Raw genomic sequence first — 18920 nt, 5'->3', positions numbered from 1 at the left:
CGGCACGGCACTGCCTCCACCGCCCTAATTTATCCATTTCGTATATAATTCGTCAAGGTTAATCCTGCTCGGCTTCATGTCTTTACGCGAGAAAGGTCAGATCCCGTCCAGGCGGTTCTGTATGACCGCCCAGACGTCCATGGTGCAGGCAGCCAAAAAGTGAAGAATCGCGCACGGCAGCACGCTGTTGGCCCGCAGGGCCAGCACCCCCAGGTAGAATCCGGCCAGAATCGAGCCGATCGCCTCCAATTCGGGCTTTCGCAAGTGCAGAATGGCGAACGGCAGCACTTGCAGGATCACCGCCACCTGCGGGCCCAGTTCCTTTTTTGTGCCGAACAGCATGTAGCCGCGGAACAGGAACTCCCAGCCGACGAAGTACGCCAACTGGGCCGCTTGGAACCACAGGAACACGCTCAGGAATTCCCCCGCGGGCTTGTACTGCGGATACATCCGCCGAAAGTCCTCGCCCCGCCCGAACACCACGATCAGCGCCGCGATCACCGCGTACGCCACCGCCACGTCCACCACCCACACCCGCCAGTTGCCCCACCGCACGCCCAACCGGTCCCGCTCGCGCAACAACGGCAGCGTCGCCAGCGGCAGCAGCACGTAGACGCCCGCGTGGAACAATTCGGTCATCGGAACCAGGTACGGCCGCCATTTGGCGCCGAGTCCCCAGAAGTAGGGGGCCTGGTAGTACGATACGATCGCCGCCAGGCACACCGTCATGGTGCAGATCACCGTGTTGCGGTAGGTCAGCAGGGCGCCGAAATGCCCCATCCACTGCCGCAGATAGCCGACCGCCGCTCGGCCCGCTCGCGTCACTTACCCGGTGCTCCTTCCGTCCCGTTCGACGTGGCGCTCTCTTTGATCTCGTCGATCTCGCTCTGCATCTCCTCGACCACCGTCGGCTCCTCGTGCACGTGCTTGTCGCGCCGCCGATGCCGCCGGCGCGGCGCGCGCTTCTCCTGAAGCTCCTTGGCCGCCTCCGCGATCGTCAGAATGTTCACCTCGTTCTGCCGTTCGTCAAAGCAGACGATCTCATAGCGGTCCGACCGGATGGCCGGATCGATCAGCAGTTCCACCCGCTTGCCCGTCTCCTCCTCCAGTTGCACCAGGGCCCGCCGCCGGCGGTTCTGCAGGTACTCGCACACCTTGGGCGCGGCCTTGACCTTCACCTGCGAGACCTGCTGGTTGAACATGGCCAACTGGACCATCCGCATCACGTCCAGGCCCACCGACTCAACGGTGCGAACCTGTCCCGATCCGTCGCAGTGCGGGCAGTCCTGCGAAATCGACCGCTCCAGCGACTTGCGCATCCGCTGGCGGGTCAGCTCGATGATGCCGAACTGGCTCATCCGCAGCGTCTTGCTCTTGGCCCGGTCCTTCTTCATCTCATCGCGCAGATGGCGCTCGACCTCGCGGCAGTGCCGGTCCATCCGCATGTCGATAAAGTCGATCACCACCACCCCGCCCATGTCGCGAAGGCGAAGCTGGCGGGTCAACTCCTTGACCGCTTCGAGGTTGATCTCCAAAGCCATCAGCTCCGGATCGGCCGGCTCGCGGAACTTGCCGCTGTTGACGTCGATGGCCACCAGCGCTTCGGTCTGATCGATCACCAGGAACCCGCCGCTGCGCAGCTCCACGCGGCGGTTGTTGATCTGGGCGATCTGGTCCTCCAGGCCGTACTTGTGGAACAGCGGCACCTTGCCGTCGTAGATGGTCACGCGGTCCTGGTGCCGCGGCATCACGATGCTCAGAAAATCGCGGACCTTCGCCGCGATCTCCTCGTCGTCGACCACGATCTTCTCGATGTCCGGCGTGTACACGTCGCGGATCGTCCGCGTGACGATGTCGGACTCCTGGTAGAGCTCGCAAGGGGCCTTGGCGCTCCGCAGGCGGTTCTGCACCACCTTCCACAACCGCACCAGGTAGTTCAGGTCCCGCTGCAGCTCGCGCTTGCTGCGGTCCATCCCCGCGGTCCGGATGATAAAGCCCATGCTCGACGGCGGGTTCAGGTCGGCCACCGCCTTGCGCATCTTCTTGCGCAGCTCCTCGTCCTCGATCTTCCGCGAGACGCCCAGGCGGTTCATGCCCGGCATCATCACCAGGTACCGGCCGGGAATGCTCAGGTAGGTCGTGAGGGTCGGGCCCTTGCTGCCGATGCCTTCCTTGGTCACCTGGACGATCACATCCTGGCCGCGCCGCAGGCAGTGCTGGATGGGCGGCCGGTCGCGCCGCGGCGTCTTCTTGCCCACGCGCTCCTTGGCGTCGCCCTCGCTCTTGGGAAAGTGCTGGGGATGCAGGTCCGAGATGTGCAGAAACCCGTTCTTCTCGAACCCGAAGTCGATGAACGCGGCCTGGATGCTCGGCTCGACGTTCGTCACCCGGCCCTTGTAGATGTTGCCCACGTACGAGCTTGCTGAAGCCCGCTCGGTAAAAAGCTCCTCGAGGCGGCTGTCCTCGAGCACGGCGATCCGGCACTCCTCGCCGCGTATGAAATTGATCAGCATTAACTTGCTCAAAACGTCCTCCGTTCCGTTCGCGCCGGCAAGGCCCGACGGCCGACCCGAAGGTCCGATCCGTCCCGAAGCCTTGACCTACGCGACCCGCTGCATGTCAAAGAATTCCTTGTTTTTCCACTCGATGGCGGTCCGGGTGATCCGCGACGTTCCCAACGCCGCATCCAGACCCAAGGCCTCGGCCAGTTCGCCGGGCCGCAGGCTCCCTTCCGGGCCGACCGCCAGTCGCGCCCGCAACCGTCCGTCCTCCAGCCGAAGGTCCAGCACAAATCGGCGAAGGTCCAACGGCGCCGGGCGATCCATCTTGGGCGACTTCCGCTCGATGGGCCACCGCTCGGCCGCCATCACTTCCCGGCAACGCGCCTCTAAAGCCTCCGTCGCCAGGCCCGTTACGTCGATTTCCCACTCCACCGCCTCGACCTGTGGAAAGGTCTTCGACGCCGTGATCCAGACCCGCCGCAGCGTCATGCCCTCCGGCAACGCGCCGGCCAAGCGATCCTGCAACGCCTCCGGATCCGCCTCGCCCTCCAACTCCATCCGCACCAGGTCCGTCTCGCACGCCATGCCCACCGAACGCGGCAGCGGCAGGCTCACCTTCGGCCGGGGGTTAAACCCCTTCGAAAAGGCCACCGGCGATCCGCTGCGAACCAGCGCCCTCGAAAAGCAGTCCATCAACTCCTGGTGCGAGAGGAACCGCAACGGACCGCCCAGCGAGAACTCGCCGTAGGCGATCCGGACTCCAGCGGCTGATCCGCCCTCGTTTGTCATTGCCCGACCGTCCCTGATCCTGTCAATTCCGTCTGTGCGCCCATCTGACCGCCCAGGCCTCCGGCGCGGTCAGAAAAGCCCCGGCAGAAGCTTGCGGGCCTCCTCGCGCAGATAGTTGGTCACCTGCCGGTCCGTCTCAAACCGCATGACCCGACGCGCGATCGACTGGGCGTGCTCCATCGTCGTCGAGCGAACGATCTTCTTGATCTCCGGAATCGATCGCGAAGTCATCGAGAAATTCCGAAGCCCCAATCCCAACAGCAGCAGGGCGTACTCGGGCTGGCCCGCCATCTCGCCGCACAGCGAGACGTCCACGCCCAGCCGTTGGGCCTGGCGGATCACGTCGCGGATCATCCGAATCACCGCCGGGTCCGTCGGGCTGTACAACCCGGCCACCCGCTCGTTGGCCCGATCGACCGCCAGCGTGTACTGGACCAGGTCGTTGGTCCCGATGCTGAAGAAGTCCACCTCGCGGGCCAGTTGCGCCACCTTCAACGCCGCCGCCGGAGTCTCGATCATCACGCCCAGCGGAATGTCCCGCCGGAAGTCGATGCCCTCCTCCTCCAGGTCCTCGACCACGTCGTTGAGAATCATCTTGGCCTGGCGAAGCTCCATCAGGTTGGTGATCAGCGGGAACATGATCTTCATGTTGCCGACCACCGACGCCCGCAGCAGGGCCCGCAACTGCGGCTTGAACACGTGCTGGTTCTGGAGACAGAACCGGATGGACCGGCATCCGAGGAACGGGTTGCGCTCCGGTTCCCGGCTGCGCTCCTGCGTGTACTTGTCCGCTCCGAGGTCCAGCGTCCGAATGGTCACTTCGCGCTCGCCCGCCGTCTCGAGGACTCTGACGTACGCCTCGTAGTGGTCCTCTTCGGTCGGTTCCTTTTCCCGGCTCAGGTAGAGGAACTCGGTCCGGTAGAGCCCGATGCCTTCGGCCCCGTGCGCGATGCACTCTTCGACCTCGTAGGGAAACTCGATATTGCCCAGCAGGCGGATTCGCACGTCGTCCCGGGTCACCGCCGGCAGATGGCGCATCTCGACCAGGTCGTGTTCCAGGCGGATGAACTCCTCCTGCTGCTGGCGGACCTGTTCGAGGGTCTGCTCGTCGGGGTTGACGATCACCACGCCGCGGTTGCCGTCCACGATGATCGTATCGCCCGCGGTGGCGGCGGCGGTGATGTCGTTGAGGCCGACCACCGCCGGAATGCCCAACGCCCGGGCCACGATCGCGGTGTGGCTGGTCATGCCGCCCATGTCGGTGGCGAACGCCTGGACGTAACGCCGGTCGAGGCTGGCCGTCTGAGACGGGGTCAGGTCGTGGGCGATCACGATCGACTCGTGCGAGATCTTGCCGAGGTCCTCCTTGCGGCCGCCGACCAGGTGCCGCTGAAGACGCTTCATCACGTCGTAGACGTCTTTGACCCGTTCGCTGAAGTACTGGTCCTTGATCTCCAGGAAGTCCTTGACGTGGCGGCGCATCTCGACGCTGACCGCGTGGCTGGCCGAGGAGAATTCCTCCAGGATCGACTGCTCCATCCGCTGGCGAACGTGCGTATCCTGCAGGATCGCCAGGTGGAAATCGAAGATGCTGGCCGTCTCCTCGCCGTGCTTCTGGGCCACCTGCGCACGCAGGTCCCGAAGTTCCTGGATCGATTTCTCGATCGATTGGTGCAGCAGTTCCAGTTCCTTGGGCGCATCGCCTGGGGCGATCCGCCGCTGGGACACGCGGTATTCCTGCGTGTCCAGCACCACCGCCGCGGCGATCGCCACTCCGGGAGAAACCGCAACACCTTTCTTGATATCCATGGCCTAAAAGAAAATTCCGTTGAATGAGGCGCCGGTCGCCCTGCCTCGGCCGACGCGGCCGCGTCGAAGGTGCGTCCTACTCCTCGTCAAACTTGCTCTCCACCAGCTTGGTCAGGGCGTCCACCGCGTCCGCCGCATCCGGGCCTTCCGCCTGGATCGTCAATTCCGTTCCGTCGCACGCCGCCAGCAGCAGAAGTTCCATGATGCTCTTGGCGTTGACGCACTGACGGTCTTTGCAGATGCGGATCCGACTCGAAAACTTGTTTGAGAGGTCCACCATCTGCATGGCCGGTCGGGCGTGCAGACCCATCTTGTTGATGATCCGCACCCGCCCGACAACCTGGTTGTCCTTTTCCTTGTTCATCGATCCGCTTTTGGTCAAGTTCACCGGCATCTCCCCGTCGCTGCGTCCTGACCCGGAAAACCTCTGATCCGAGATGTCCCGTTCCGATTCCCGCACCGCGATTCCTCGGCTTTTGCGCCGCCGTTCAGGCCGCGATCTCCTCCGCTTCCTTCACCAGGTCGTAAATCTGGTCCACCGTCTGGGCCTGGCGCAGGAACTTGCGGAATGTGTCCCGCTGAAGATGGCGGAAAATCGTCTCCATCGCCTGGAGATGCTCTTCCGGACGGTCCTGCGGACTCAGCAGCAGCACCACAATGTAGACCGGGGCGCGATCCAGCGCGGCAAAATCGATCCCGGAACCGCTGCGGCCGATGCCCGCCACCAGCGACTTGATCGACTCGTGCTTGACGTGCGGAACCGCCACGCCTTTGCCAAACCCCGTGCTGCCCTGCTTCTCCCGCTTGACGATCGACTTGATGATGTCCCCCGCATGCTCCTGGCTGATCTTTCCTGCCGCCACCAGCTTTTCCACCATCTCCTTGATGATGCCGTCTCGATCCTGAGCCTGGAGATCGGCGATAATCGCATCCTTCGCCACAATGTCCGCAAGTTTCATTTACAAATCCTCACTATCGCTGGATTGCGGGCCGCCAAGCTCTTGCCGTGCGGTGCCGCATCATTCATTTCGGTTCCCGTTGGGCGAACCTTAATCACCAGTTAAACAGAGCCTGCGCCGCAAGGCAAACCTAATCCGGCCGACTTTTATCGATCCTTGGGTCGCTCGGCGCGATCAACTCGGGCGGAGACTCTCTAGCTTCCGCCCGCTCCGGGCCGTTCCGGGTGCTTGCGATTGCGAATCTTCTCCTTGTATCGACGAAGCTGATGATCGATCTTGTCGTGGCACAGGTCGAAGCAGGCAAACACGTCATCGCCCTCCTCGCGGGCCACGAAGTCGCTGTGCCCAGCGGCCGAAACCAGAATCTCCACGGATTTCTGCGAGGCCTGGCCCTCCAGGATCACCTCGATCATCATCACCCGGTCAAAGACCCGCGGAAGCTTGGCCAGCTTGGTCTCAGCGTATTCCTTGAAACTCTCCGGCACGTCCATATGTCGTCCAACAATGCTCACCTGCACCGGCATTCCTCCTACAATAGGTGACCCGTGGTTCCATTTGACAACGCGGCTAGGCCCGCTCGGCCCGGTCCGCCATCACCGGCTGACTCTCCTGAATGTCCGAATCCCGGCTCGACTCCTCCCGCGTCGGAAGCTTGACGTCCGGCGTGATCACCCCGCCGCTGATGATGAACCGGAAAGCCTGATCGATTGTGATCGGCAGATCGACCGTGTCTTTCCGCGGCACTGTGATCACGTATCCGGTCACCGGCGTGGGACTCGACGGCACGAATACCGATACAAATTCTTCACCCTCGGACTCCCTGATGGCCCGCATGCCCGGGCCCGTCACGAACCCGATCGACCAGATCCCGACGCGCGGATACTGCACCGCGACCACCTGCGAAAACTCCACCCGCCGCTCGCCGAACACGTAGTCCGTGACCTGCTTGACGTACGGGTAAATCTGCTTGATGACCGGCAACTGCACCAGCGTGGTTTCCAGCGAACGCCATAGCCGTCGACCGATGAAGCTGGCCAACAGAAAACCAAGGACGCACACCAGCACGATGGCGACCAGAAAGCCGACCAACGACATCTGCCAACTGTTCGCCAGGGCCTCGACCCGTTGGCTGCTCTGTTCCGCGTTAAGCCCCTCATCCGCGCTCACGATCAGATGCGGAAACGCCCACGCTGCGCTGTACGTCAGGCCCCGGCCGATGTGACGACCGAAGTTGTCATTTACAAATGAAAATAACTTTACTAAAATAACAATTGTAATGAGGGTCGGCAGCAGCGCAGCCAGCCCCTGAAAGAACAGCCGCTTCGAAACCGCAATCAGGCTCTTGTCATTCTTCATAATAGTATATGCTTATACGCCTCCGGACTGTGATCGGCCGGGAAAAAGTCTTCCTTTCGGAACAATGCAAAGTGTATGCCGTTCCCCCTTGTCCGTCAACAGAAAACGAACCATCCGCCGCGATCCCGAAGCTACGGTAAGTTGTTTGAACAGCACGGTTTGCGGCTCATCCAGAATGTCAATGCCAACCCCGCGGCGATGGCCGCTCCCAGGCAGTCCGCGGCAAAATCGTGAATGGAGGGTCCGCGATTGACCAGGGCCTGGGTTGCCTCGTCGCACGCGGCAAAGGCCATAAGTCCCGCTGAATACAGCAGATGCCGCGGACGCCAGGGCGGTCCGGGGACCGCCATCAGCAGGATTCCCGCGATCAGGTAGCCGATCATGTGGATGGTCTTGTCCCCGCCGGGAATGGGCGGCAGGGGCCCGGGGTTAGGCCAGTGGGTCAGGACCGCCCATACCGTCAGGTAGGCGATCAGGGCTGCCCTGATCCGCCGTTTTCGGCTCGGTGGGGGGCTGTTCATCCGGGTTCTCCACGGGCCGGTCCGCTGCGGGTCGCGGCTCAGCGTTAGGGGGCTGGCTGGGCAGTGGGGCGTGGACCAGGGGTTCCGCCTCCTCGGGCCGCAGGCCCTCGACGGCTTCGGCTTCGTCCGACTCCGGGGCGGACGAAGCCGAAGCGGCCGGACCGGACGGCTGCCCGATGGGCCGCGCCGGGTAACCGTAGTGGGCCAGAACCTCCCGGCTGAGGGCGGCATAGTCCTCAGCCCCGTTGCTCTGCGGGGCGTAGCCGAAGATGTCCATCCCGAAGCTGGGGGCCTCAGCGAGCTTGATGTTGCGGCGGATGCGGCTCTGAAAGACCACCGCCTCCGCCCACGGGACCGGCTGGCCGCGGCTCTGTTCGATGAACCGCTCCAGATCCGCCAGCACCTCGTTGGCCAGTTTGGTGCCGCTCTCGTACATGCACAGCACCACGCCGCTGACCTTCAGGCGGTGGTTGATCCGCTTGGCCACCAGGTGCACCGTCTCCAGCAGCTTGCCCAGGCCCTGGAGGGCCAGAAAATGCGGCTGAAGCGTGATGAACACCTCATCGGCGGCACAGAGGGCGTTGAGGGTCAGAATTCCCAGCGACGGCGGACAGTCGATGAACATGAACTTGTAATCGTCGCCGCACTCCTCAACCGCGTCGCGGAGAATGACCTCGCGCCCGACCACGCTGGAAAGCTCGACCTCAGCGGCGGCCAGGTCGATGTTGGATGGGGCCAGCCACAGGTTCTCGTCCACCTTCGCCAGCACCTCAGCCAGGCTCTTCTGCTGCGAGAGAACGTGGTAGATATTCGGCGTCTCGGGCCGCGGCTCGACCCCCAGGTGCGTGGTCAGGTTCGCCTGCGGGTCCAGATCCACCACGATCACGGGCCATCCCGCCCGGGCGATCGCCGGGCCCAGGTTCGCCACCGTGGTCGTTTTGCCGACCCCGCCTTTCTGGTTGATGACTGCAATCCGATGCATTTCCTGATCCGACGGCCGCTGAAATCCAGAAATAGAAACAGCAATTATAAGCCGCCGGCCATCACGCGGGAAGAATTTTATGCCGTAACCAGTGCCTCACTTGCCTCCGGCGATCAGCTTGTACGGGCACGGGTAGGGGATGTACTTGACCGGAACGCCCGGGAAGGCCTCAGCCAGGTGATCGGCCAGGGCCATCATGCCCGGAAGCTCGGACGTCGCGTGGTCCACCCGGATCAGCGGGATCTTCAGGTCCGTCGCGTGCAGTTCCGTGGTCGAGGTCCGCGATCCGTCGTTGGTGACCAGGTAGCAGTCGGCTTTGGCCTCTTCGCGCATCAGCGGCAGTTCCGTGATGCTGCCCGTGCCCACGCACAGGCTGGAGACCTTGACAGCGGGGTTGAACACCTCGACGTACTGCTGCCCCAGCGGAGCGACCTTTTTGAGAATCCGCTTGGCCAGCGTGGCCGCCGTGGTCGAGGGCAACTTGGCCCGGGCGTAGAAGCTTTGCGGGGCTCGGCGGTAGTCCTCAAAGCCGAGGAAGCGAATCCAGGTGTCCGGGATCCCGACGCTGGGAAACCGGTCCCACGTGTCGCGGCAGCGGAGCACGGTGAGCTTCAGACGGTCCAACTCGCGGGCCTTCCTCTGGCGGTCGCGCTCCACCTGCGCGGGCTCGGCCGGTTCCGATCGATACCCGCTGTAGAAGATCGATTCGTGCGTGATAAAGAGGTTCGCCCCGGCCTTAGCGGCCTGTCTGGCCATCTCCAGGGTGAGGGTCCAGCCGACGGCGATCCCCTTGACGGTGACGTTTTCGTTGCCGTAGGCGAACCGGTCTACCGTCCGGCCGTCCCATTCCACCCACGTCGCCTTGTCGCGGAAGTAGTCGCGGATTTCGGTCGCTCGCATCGCCCTTGATCCCTTTCGAGCTGGTTCCGGGTTTCCCGACTGAGCCGCCCCGTCCCTGGGAACCCCAATTGTAGCCGGTCCGCCAACCGCGTGCCACCGGTTTTCCGAAAGGTTCTTGCCCCGCGTCCCGGCGGCCCGGGCGCACCTTGGCAAATGATGGGCCAACGCGTACAATACCCGATATGCGAATCCTGATGATCTATCCGAACCTGAACGCGGAAGAAGGGTTCAATCACGGCGTGGCGTGCCTGTCCGGACAGCTCAAAGCGGCCGGTCACGACGTGCGGCTGATGAACCTCAACGAGAAGCTCTACCCGGTGCCCACCGCCGACCAGATCGTCGAGCAGGTGCGGGCCTACGATCCGGGCCTGGTCTGCTTCTCCGTCCAGACGATGCAGTACCCTTACGCGGTGCAGATCAGCCGGTCGATCCGCGAGGCCTTGCCGCAGATTCCCCAGATCGCCGGCGGCGTCCACGCCAGCCTGTGCCTCGATCAGTTGATCGACGAAGGCTATTGGGAGATGATCGGCTACGGCGAGTGCGACCGGATGCTGCCGGACCTGGTCGACGCCCTGGAAAACGGCGGGCAGCTCGGCGACATCGACAACCTGGCCCTGCGGATGGCCGACGGCAGCTACCGGGTCGGCGAGCTGGGCCCATACCCGGACCTGGACACCCTGGCTCCGGAAGACTACGAGATCTTCGACCTGGACCACCTGCTTTCCTGCAAGAACGGCTGGATGAGCATGCTCTCGAGCCGCGGTTGTCCGTACCGCTGCACGTACTGCTTCAACCACGAGATATCGAGCCTGTACGCCGGGCAGGGCCATCCGCGCCGCTGCTATCTGCGGCGGTACCCGGTCGAGCGGGTGATCCGCGAGGTCGGCCAGCTCACCGAGCGCCATCCGGGCCTCGAGACCGTCATTTTCGACGACGACCTGTTCACCCTCGATACGGACTGGGTCGAGCGGTTCGCCCGCGCCTACCGCGAGTTCGGCCTGACCATTCCCTACGTGGTTAACGCCCACGTCCAGGCGTTCAACGACCGCTGCGCCAAAGCCCTGGCCGACTCGCCGTGCCGGATCGTCAAGTTCGGGGTCGAGAGCGGCTCGGACGCCCTGCGGCGCGGTTTCCTGAAACGCTACATGACCAACGATCAGATCGCCGAGGCCTTCGAGCTGTGCCGGCGGTTCGGCCTGCACGGCAGCGCGTTCCTGATGATCGGCATGCCCGGCGAGACGGCCGGCCAGATGAACGAGACGATCGACCTGATGGTGCGGGTCCGCCCGGGCCGGATGCGATGGAGCGTGTTCTACCCGTTCCCGGGCACCGAGAGCTACAAGCTGGCCGAGGCGGCGGGTCTGATCGACATGGACCGGTTCCGCCGGCTCGACAACTACTTCGTCGGCACGTGCATCCGGTTCGACCCGTCGCTGGAACTGTGGCTCAGCAAGCTTCAGCGGGTCTTCCACTGGTACGTCAACGCCCGGATCGACTGGCCCGCGGCCAGGGTCTATCGCGAGCAACTCGCGGCCGTTGAGGCCGCCGACGCCCGCGCCTGGGCTCGCCTGCGCGACACGATTCTACCGCTTGACCGGCAGATCAGCGACCAGTTGGCCTCCGACGGGATCGAGCACTACTCGCTGCGGTTCACCGAGGTCACCGCCGTGCACAGCGACTACCTGAAGCGCGAACCGGATCGCTATCGGAACCAGTCGGCCAAGGCGTGGACCGAGTCGATGAAGTAGCCGATATTTGTCCATAGGGTACGGCAGTCAGCATTGCCCTTGGAGGAAACGTGCGTATGGATCAGATCTCCGGGATATACAAAGACGGCCGGATCATACTTGAGACCTCCGTGGAATGGCCCGAAGGGGCGACCGTGCTGGTCACGCGGCTACCCGAACTGCCCAACTCGCCCATCGATCTCGGCAAGATCGGCCACGTGATCATCGCCGGTTACGGCCTGGCCGGGCGGTTCGTAGCCGACGTGTTCCGCCGGCATGACGTGCCGTTCGTGGTGGTCGAGCGAAATCCGCGCACCGTCGCGGTCCAGCGGGACCTGGGCGCCAGCATCATCGAGGGCGATATCCGCGAGGAGAACACCCTTCGCGAGGCCGGCGTCGAACGCGCCGCCGTCCTGGCCCTGACCGTGCCGGACGAGCAGGCCGTTCTCGAAGCCACCATCATCGCCCGCCGGGTGAACCCCAAAATCTACATCGTGGCCCGCACCCAGTACGCCTCAGCCGGCCTGCAGGTGGCCCGCGTCGGAGCCGATGAGGTCGTCCAGGCCGAGTACGCAGTGGCCATGCAGTTCTACCAGTCGTTCATCCGCAAGCTCGGCGACGGCATCGCCCGCAGACCCAAGTCCGACGGACAGGACCAGCAGGACGCCAAGGCATGACCGACCCGTCCAAAGGCGACCAGTCCGCCCTTCGGATCGGCCAGCGGGTCAAGAAGCACCGTAAAAAGGCTGGGCTCTCGCTCGAACAACTCGCCCGCCTCAGCGGCGTCAGCGCGGCCATGCTCTCCCAGATCGAACAGGAAAAGGCCAATCCCACCGTCGCTGTGGTCTGGAAGATCGCCCGGGCCCTGCACGTCGATCTCTCCGAACTGCTCGAAGACGCCCGCGTCCGACACCGCTTCCAGGTCATCCGAGCCGACGACGAACGCTACCTCTTCAGCCGCGATCAGCGGTGCACCGTCCGGACCCTCTCGCCCCTCAATCTCGAAAAAGACGTCGAGTTCTACCAGATCGACCTGGCGCCCGGCGGCAGCCTCGACAGCGATCCGCATTTCCACAACACCGAGGAGATCCTCTGCGTCGCCTCGGGAAGGATCACCGTCCGTTCGCTGGACCACGAGGTGAACCTTGCAGCCGGCGATTCGGTGCACTACTCAGCCGACGTGAACCACTCGATCAGCAATCCCGGACCCGATCCCGCCACCACCTTCCTGGTCGTCAAATACCGCGGCGAATAGCCCTGACATTTGGTTTGCACCGTTTTGCACCCACGGCTATAGTACGCCGAAGACCGACCCAAGGCAGTGATGGAGAACCAAGCGATGCCCCTGACCCCGCGTGAGAAGTTCATCATGGCCCTCGAGGGCAAGCAGCCTCCGGGCCGTGTGCCGCACTTCGAGCTGCGCTTCTATCTGACCATGGAAGTCTTCGGCAAGGTCCACCCGGAACACCGCAACTACCACCAGTGGGGCCAGATGACCGAAACGGAACGCGAACTGCACCGCTGCGACATGGCCGACGTCCTGATCCAATCGGCTGAACGCTTCGAGCACTCCGCCATTTTCCTCTCCGGCGCCGTTTCGTCCGAGGAATTCCGCCGCCAGGCCCAGATCATTCGCGAGAAGACCGGCGAGAAGTTCTTCCTCATGAAGCACGGCGACGCCACCTTCAGTGTGCCCGGCGGCGACAGCATGCTCGAATTCGCCTGCCGACTCGGCGACGATCCCGAGGGCGTCAAACGCGAAGCCGCCGAGCGCGTCGACAACGCCATCCGCGATGCGGAAACCTACTTCGCCGACGGCCCGCTGGACGGCATGGCCCTCTGCGCCGACTACTGCTTCAACACTGGTCCGTTTCTCTCGCCGCGGCAGTTCAGCGAGTTCGTCGCGCCCTATCTTGAAAAGCTCATCAAGGCCTACCGTGACATGGGCCTTTACACCATCAAGCACACCGACGGCAACATCATGCCCATCATCGACCAGTTGATCCAGTGCCGTCCGCACGCCCTCCACAGCCTCGACCCCCAGGGCGGCGTCGACATCGCCGACGTCAAACGCCGCTACGGCAAGCAGGTCTGCCTGGTCGGCAACGTCAACTGCGGCCTGCTCGATACCGGCACCGAAGCCGAGTGCGCCGAAAGCGCCCGCTACGCTCTGCGGCACGGCATGCCCGGCGGCGGCTACATCTTCTCAACCTCCAACTGCGTCTACACCGGCATGCGTCTGAGCCGCTACGAACGGATCCTCGACGTCTGGCGAAAGGAAGGCAACTACCCGCAGGCCTGACCGACCCGCCGCTGCATCAAACAAAACGGCCGATGGATCGCGGATCCACCGGCCGGCCCTCTTACTGTCGAAGCGATGCTAGATGCCGGTCATCCCACCGGTCAGGAATCCCATGATCAGGTTCAGGATCAGCGAAGAGATCATGCTGTTCGTTTCCGCCGGCAACGTCGCACAGCCGCTGCACACCACCGCACCCAATACCGCAATACCCAACAGCTTCTTCATGGCTTTCCTCCGAAAAAAGTGCAATCTGGGCCTACCATACCCACAGCTTAATTATCGGACCCTCAAACGTCAACCCTTCACCAAAACCGCCGCCGCAAAAAAAGAAGACCGAACCGCCACTGTCGTGGCTGCCCGGTCCGTTTCTTTCAGGAGGGAAACCGCCTCTAGCCGCAACTGCTGCAGCCGCCGCCGCCGAATACGAATGACATCAGCAGGCTCAGGATCGTCGAAGGCGAGCAGCCCCCGGTCACCATCACTACGCCCAGCAACGCGATACCCAAAAGCTTCTTCATAGCGTTTCTCCAACTAAAGGGCAATTCAACCTGACCATCCATCCACGGCTTGATCGTCGCTATTCCGCTGCGGCCTCTCGACCGTCTCGCGCACGGCGGACCCCTCTACCAGCCGCAACTGCTGCAGCCGCCGCTGCTGCCGCTGCCGCCGCCGAGTCTGATCGATGCCAGCAGATTTAAGATCTCCGAAGACGTACAGCCCCAGGTCATCATCACCATGATGAGCAGCACGACCTGCACGAGTATCCGTTTCATCAAATCTCCTCCGGCAACAGCAGGGGAGCTGGGCCGATATTCCTTCCCGTGTCGCGCCCGATCTTAAGGCCGCACGCAGGATACGTCAACAGGAAACTGCCTCCGCCCCGATCGGCCCTCGCTGCGTCTGGTCAGCACATCCGCCACTCCCGCTCCCGGAACCGTTCCAGCAGAAATAGCGTCCCCTCCTTGTCCGGGATTTCCGGGCGCCCCTGAAGGTCCGGGTCCTGATGGATCGGAGCCCGCAACAGCGGCAGGCCCACGCACGACGGACAACCGCCCTCACACGTGCACTCGGCCACGATCTGGTGGGCCAGCTTCAGCAGCGTCTCGAACTCGTCGAACCCGCGGCGGGAGAATCCTAAACCGCCCAGATAACGATCATAAAGTATGATCGCCGGCCGCTGGAAGCGGTTGACGTTAATCTGCCCGCCGATGTCCTGCGGGTCGCACATGGCCAAAATCGGCAATGACCAGATCATCAGGTTGCGAAGGCCGCTGAGGGCCTGGATGGGCACGTAACCGGCGTCGCGGACCTCGTCCCAGATCGACTCATCCGGCAGAAACCACAGGCCGCGGGTGTCCAGGTCCAACTCCGGAAGGTCCAGGGCGTCCTGGCCGACAACCTCCATCGTGTAAAACTTGAGTTTCTTGAACGCAACCGTCTGCCAGATTACTTTGACCCGTCCGAATGTGACCGCACCGCACGGGCCGGTCGCCTGGGCCTCATCGGCCAGAATTTCCGAACGGCTGTGCAGCACCGGCTGGGTGTAGTAGTCGACCTCAGCGGGTTTGACCATCGCCACCCGCGTGGCCAGGTCCAACTCGCTCACCACGTAGCTTCGCCCCTCGTGCAGGTAGACCGCTCCCGGATAGAGCTGTTCCGGAGCTGAGGTGCTGTCAATGCTGCCGATTACCTGGTTCTCTTTGCCCGACGCGTCGACCACGGCGTAGCTGCTCTCGCTGATCGTCCGCAGATTTACGTGGGCGGCTGGGAATGTGCTGCTGGCGTGGTACCAGCGGTCGACGATCCGGCGAAGCTGGCCCTCCTCGCCCGCCAGGGCCTCCAGCGTGGAGGCGAACTTCGGCCCGAAGAAATGCCCGTCGTGGGTCGCCAGCGGCAGCTCGAACGCCGCACACGCCAACTGGCTGGCCAGGATGTGCGGATTGGACGGATCGACGATCGCCCGCTCGACGTTCCGCGAGAAGAAATAGTCCGGATGGTGCATCAGGTACTGGTCGATCGGATCGTTGTACGCCACCAGGATGGCCAACGACTGCTCCGATCGCCGTCCGGCCCGGCCGGCCTGCTGCCATGCCGAACTGACCGTGCCCGGGTAACCGACCAGCACCGCCGCGTCGAGGCTGCCCACGTCGATCCCCAACTCCAGCGCCGTCGTCGCGCTGACGCCCATCAGCTTGCCCGAAAAGAGCTGTTGCTCGATCTGCCGCCGCTCTTCCGGCAGGAAGCCGCCGCGATACGGTTTGATCCGTTTGCCCAGTTCGTTCTCGTTGTGCTGCCGGAACTCCTCGACCGCGTACTTGTAGATCAGCTCAGCCACCACCCGGGCCCGGGTGAATACGATGGTCTGTACGCCGCTTCGCACCAGCTCGGTGAACAGCCGCTTGCCCTCGATGTTCGCCGACCGCCGCACCACCCGACCGTCATCCACGAACGGCGGGTTCCACAGTACGAAGTACTTCTTGCCCCGCGGCGAGCCGTCCTTCTCGATCACATCGAGCTTCCGGCCCGTCAGAAGCTCACCCAACTCCTGCGGATTGCCGATCGTCGCCGAACAGCCGATGTAACGGCACTCGGCCCCGTGAAACTCCAGCACCCGGTCCAGCCGGCGCAGCACGTTGGCAACCTGCGAGCCGAAAATCCCGCGGTAGATGTGCATCTCGTCGATCACCAGCCACCGCAGGTTCCGCAAAAACTCGCTCCACTTGGCGTGGTACGGCAGAATCCCCTGGTGCAGCATGTCCGGGTTGGTCAGGATGATGCTGGCCTGCTTGCGAATCCTGGTCCGCTGCGACGAGGGCGTATCGCCGTCGTAGGTCGCCGGACGCACCGCCTGCTTCAGCGCCTCGTTGTAACCCGCCCACCGCTTCAAGCGGGCAAGCTGATCCTGGGCCAGAGCCTTGGTCGGAAAAATGTACATCGCCCGCGCCGACGGGTCCGACAGCAGCGTCTCGATCACCGGCAGATTGTAGCACATCGTCTTGCCCGAGGCGGTGCCCGTCACGATCATCAGGTCGCGCCCGGATCGGGCCATGTCCACCGACAGGCTCTGGTGCTCGTAGAGCCGCTCGATCTTCTCCTGCGACAGGGCGTCGGCGATCGCCTCGGGCAGCGGCTCCCGCGGCATGCCGTACCGCGCCTCGCGGGCCGGAATCTCCCGGATGTGGGCGATCTGGTCCCGATATTCGCCCCGCCGCTGCATCGTCTGAAGGAAATCGTTGACGTCCATGCCGACAGCTTCCGTCACAACGGATACGTCTCGAACCGTCCGCAACACGGCTGGCCCGAACAGAACCGCAGCGCCTGCGCCGCCGGCTCCAAGAGCACCGAACCCTGGGTGCGGAACCGCAGCAGCGTCTCTTCCTCGTGGCAGCAGATCGACAGCGGATGGTTCGCGTGGTCCTTGAGGCACCCCATCAGCGCCTCCGGCGTCAGCCCATTCGACGGCCGGTTCGCCAGCAAATCCTCAAACCGCTCAGCCCGAAGCACGCTGCTGCGGGCGAACTCCCTGCCCGCCCGGTCGGGCGGCGTCAGGTCCTGCGCCGTCCTGGCCACCATCGCCGGGTGCTGAAAGTGGTTGCCCGCGACCAGCGTCTCTTTGCCGTCGATGATCTCCACCCGTCTGGGTGTCGCCTCGACCAGGGCGTTGCGGGTGTACTCCTCGGTCACCATCATGTTGAACGATCCCGCCCGCGGCAGCGCCACCGCCACGCCCATCGCCTCGTCGAAATCCTGGCTGCCCAACACCTCGAGCACCAGCGCGGTCACCGGCAGTCCCGCCGTCGGCCGAACCGGCGGCAGGTGCCCCGATGAGGTGAACGTCGCCGCCAGTCCCGTTCCGCTCACGCCGCAGCACGCGAACACCGCACCCATGCCCACCATCACCCGCGCCGGCTCGTCCAGCGGCGGGCGAAGCCGCAGCACGTACCAGGCGGGCAGATCGAAATTGAAATCCCAATTCTGAGCCAGCAGCGCGCTCTGCGTCGTGCTGACCGACGAACTGACGCCGCACGCCGTGCATCCGATCGCCGCGAAGTCCGACTCGCCGGCGATGTGCGTCAGCTCCGGCGCGCAGGCCTGGGCCACCACCCGCTCCATCGGCAGCGACGCCCCTTCCGCCATCCCGCGCAGGAAATGAAACGCACAGCCGCTGAACTCCTCCAGCACCCGCGACACCTTCGCCGCGTATTCCCAGACCCGCTCCAGCGACCCGAACCGAAACCGGTTGATCGGCGAATCGAAAAAGTGTTCGTTGAACCGGCGAATCTCCAGGGCCTGGGCCCGGCCCAACTGACCGCCCATCCGATGCCACTCGCCGCTCAACTCGTACTCAATTACGGGCGCAGTCGGCATCGTCGGCAACCTCCTCCTTGCCCTCGGATTGGCTGCCCGTCGCCTCGGACGCCGGCGGCGCCGCCAGACGCCGGACAATCGCCTTGCGACGGGTCTTGGCCAGGTGGATGTAGATGATCCAGCCGGCGATCCCCGCCGCCGCCAGCCCCGCCAGCACGTGCTCGACCGCCAGCATCCCTTCCGTCAGCTTGGCGATGCTCGCGCTGAACAGCCAGCCCAGCCCGACCAGCAGCGGCACCGTCACCATCGCGCCGGAAACGTCCACCAGGATGAACTTCCACGCCGGAACCTGGCACACGCCCGCCGTCACGCACATCACCGAACGCACGCCCGCGAAAAACCGCCCGAAGAAAATGATAAAGTGCCCCCATCGCCGGAAAACCAGCTTCATCTGCGCGATGTGAGTCCGCGTGAACAGCAGGTTGAACGGACGCATGTTCAGCACGCCCATCCCGAAACGCCGGCCCAGAAAATACAGCAGCATGTCGCCGAACAGCACCCCGCCCAATCCCACCAGCGTCGCGTAGAACCAGTGGCCGTATCCCAGCCGGCACAGGCAGCCGGCCAGCAGCAGCGGTATGTCCTCCGGAATCGGCGCGCCGAAACTCGAGAGCACCAGCAACGCCAGCATCCCGAGATACAGCCACTTGCGAAGCAGCAGTTCGTAATTGATGATCGCTAGTAGTGTCAGCACCGGCCGGATTTC

The 18920-nt window shown here is 63.9% G+C and carries 20 protein-coding genes; 4 read left to right on the top strand and 16 right to left on the bottom strand.

Annotated elements, in window-relative coordinates; genetic code table 11:
- Positions 1 to 96: 96 nt before the first annotated feature.
- From GXY33_17495 to GXY33_17445, 11 genes are all read right to left on the bottom strand, one after another.
- Positions 97 to 825 (bottom strand): CPBP family intramembrane metalloprotease, encoded by a 729-nt coding sequence (locus GXY33_17495; protein NLX06935.1) that lies wholly within the window; start codon positions 823 to 825, stop codon positions 97 to 99.
- Entirely contained in the window at positions 822 to 2525 is a 1704-nt protein-coding gene (locus GXY33_17490; GenBank protein NLX06934.1) for an Rne/Rng family ribonuclease, read from the bottom strand. Before GXY33_17490 ends, GXY33_17495 begins: the two co-directional genes overlap by 4 nt.
- A 75-nt stretch (positions 2526 to 2600) precedes the next feature.
- Complete coding sequence (locus GXY33_17485) at positions 2601 to 3290, bottom strand: DUF2344 domain-containing protein (protein ID NLX06933.1); 690 nt, start codon at positions 3288 to 3290, stop codon at positions 2601 to 2603.
- 69 nt (positions 3291 to 3359) lie between these two features.
- Positions 3360 to 5099, bottom strand: coding sequence for a phosphoenolpyruvate--protein phosphotransferase (gene ptsP, locus GXY33_17480; GenBank protein ID NLX06932.1), 1740 nt, complete (start codon positions 5097 to 5099; stop codon positions 3360 to 3362).
- Between the two features lie 76 nt (positions 5100 to 5175).
- The gene (locus GXY33_17475; protein ID NLX06931.1) at positions 5176 to 5463 is read right to left on the bottom strand and encodes an HPr family phosphocarrier protein; all 288 of its coding nucleotides are present in this window, start codon (positions 5461 to 5463) and stop codon (positions 5176 to 5178) included.
- Positions 5464 to 5587: 124 nt separating this feature from the next.
- A complete protein-coding gene (locus tag GXY33_17470; GenBank protein NLX06930.1) occupies positions 5588 to 6058 on the bottom strand; it encodes a PTS sugar transporter subunit IIA in 471 nt (156 codons plus the stop codon).
- Between the two features lie 194 nt (positions 6059 to 6252).
- Positions 6253 to 6576 (bottom strand): ribosome-associated translation inhibitor RaiA, encoded by a 324-nt coding sequence (gene raiA / locus GXY33_17465; GenBank protein NLX06929.1) that lies wholly within the window; start codon positions 6574 to 6576, stop codon positions 6253 to 6255.
- Positions 6577 to 6625: 49 nt separating this feature from the next.
- On the bottom strand, positions 6626 to 7414 hold the full coding sequence (locus GXY33_17460) for a DUF502 domain-containing protein (GenBank protein NLX06928.1): 789 nt from the start codon (positions 7412 to 7414) through the stop codon (positions 6626 to 6628).
- Positions 7415 to 7545: 131 nt separating this feature from the next.
- Positions 7546 to 7797, bottom strand: coding sequence for a VanZ family protein (vanZ, locus tag GXY33_17455; protein ID NLX06927.1), 252 nt, complete (start codon positions 7795 to 7797; stop codon positions 7546 to 7548).
- Between the two features lie 46 nt (positions 7798 to 7843).
- Entirely contained in the window at positions 7844 to 8917 is a 1074-nt protein-coding gene (locus tag GXY33_17450) for a ParA family protein (GenBank protein NLX06926.1), read from the bottom strand.
- A 96-nt stretch (positions 8918 to 9013) separates the two neighbouring features.
- Positions 9014 to 9817, bottom strand: a complete 804-nt coding sequence (locus GXY33_17445; protein ID NLX06925.1) for a hypothetical protein — start codon at positions 9815 to 9817, stop codon at positions 9014 to 9016.
- A gap of 194 nt (positions 9818 to 10011) precedes the next feature.
- Between GXY33_17445 and GXY33_17440 the strand changes: the two genes are divergently transcribed.
- The 4 genes from GXY33_17440 to GXY33_17425 all read left to right on the top strand — a co-directional run bounded on the left by GXY33_17440 (position 10012) and on the right by GXY33_17425 (position 13846).
- Positions 10012 to 11565 (top strand): B12-binding domain-containing radical SAM protein, encoded by a 1554-nt coding sequence (locus tag GXY33_17440; GenBank protein ID NLX06924.1) that lies wholly within the window; start codon positions 10012 to 10014, stop codon positions 11563 to 11565.
- A 56-nt stretch (positions 11566 to 11621) separates the two neighbouring features.
- Positions 11622 to 12221: a hypothetical protein gene (locus tag GXY33_17435; GenBank protein ID NLX06923.1), complete on the top strand. Its 600-nt coding sequence runs from the start codon at positions 11622 to 11624 to the stop codon at positions 12219 to 12221.
- The gene (locus GXY33_17430) at positions 12218 to 12799 is read left to right on the top strand and encodes a helix-turn-helix domain-containing protein (protein ID NLX06922.1); all 582 of its coding nucleotides are present in this window, start codon (positions 12218 to 12220) and stop codon (positions 12797 to 12799) included. The genes GXY33_17435 and GXY33_17430 overlap by 4 nt, the downstream gene beginning before the upstream one ends.
- 84 nt (positions 12800 to 12883) lie before the next feature.
- Positions 12884 to 13846, top strand: a complete 963-nt coding sequence (locus GXY33_17425) for a hypothetical protein (protein NLX06921.1) — start codon at positions 12884 to 12886, stop codon at positions 13844 to 13846.
- Between the two features lie 78 nt (positions 13847 to 13924).
- Here the strand turns inward: GXY33_17425 and GXY33_17420 are convergent, their stop codons facing one another.
- The 5 genes from GXY33_17420 to GXY33_17400 all read right to left on the bottom strand — a co-directional run bounded on the left by GXY33_17420 (position 13925) and on the right by GXY33_17400 (position 18908).
- Positions 13925 to 14071 (bottom strand): hypothetical protein, encoded by a 147-nt coding sequence (locus tag GXY33_17420; GenBank protein ID NLX06920.1) that lies wholly within the window; start codon positions 14069 to 14071, stop codon positions 13925 to 13927.
- Positions 14072 to 14469: 398 nt separating this feature from the next.
- Positions 14470 to 14619, bottom strand: coding sequence for a hypothetical protein (locus GXY33_17415; protein ID NLX06919.1), 150 nt, complete (start codon positions 14617 to 14619; stop codon positions 14470 to 14472).
- 131 nt (positions 14620 to 14750) lie between these two features.
- A complete protein-coding gene (locus GXY33_17410) occupies positions 14751 to 17090 on the bottom strand; it encodes a DEAD/DEAH box helicase (GenBank protein ID NLX06918.1) in 2340 nt (779 codons plus the stop codon).
- A 14-nt stretch (positions 17091 to 17104) separates the two neighbouring features.
- Positions 17105 to 18214 carry a hypothetical protein gene (locus GXY33_17405; GenBank protein NLX06917.1) on the bottom strand — a complete coding sequence of 370 codons (1110 nt, stop codon included), beginning with the start codon at positions 18212 to 18214 and terminating at the stop codon, positions 17105 to 17107.
- Complete coding sequence (locus GXY33_17400; protein ID NLX06916.1) at positions 18192 to 18908, bottom strand: DedA family protein; 717 nt, start codon at positions 18906 to 18908, stop codon at positions 18192 to 18194. Before GXY33_17400 ends, GXY33_17405 begins: the two co-directional genes overlap by 23 nt.
- Positions 18909 to 18920: the final 12 nt, after the last annotated feature.

This window comes from Phycisphaerae bacterium, assembly GCA_012729815.1.
Taxonomy (GTDB): domain Bacteria; phylum Planctomycetota; class Phycisphaerae; order JAAYCJ01; family JAAYCJ01; genus JAAYCJ01.
This window is presented reverse-complemented; position numbering and strand designations above follow the sequence as displayed.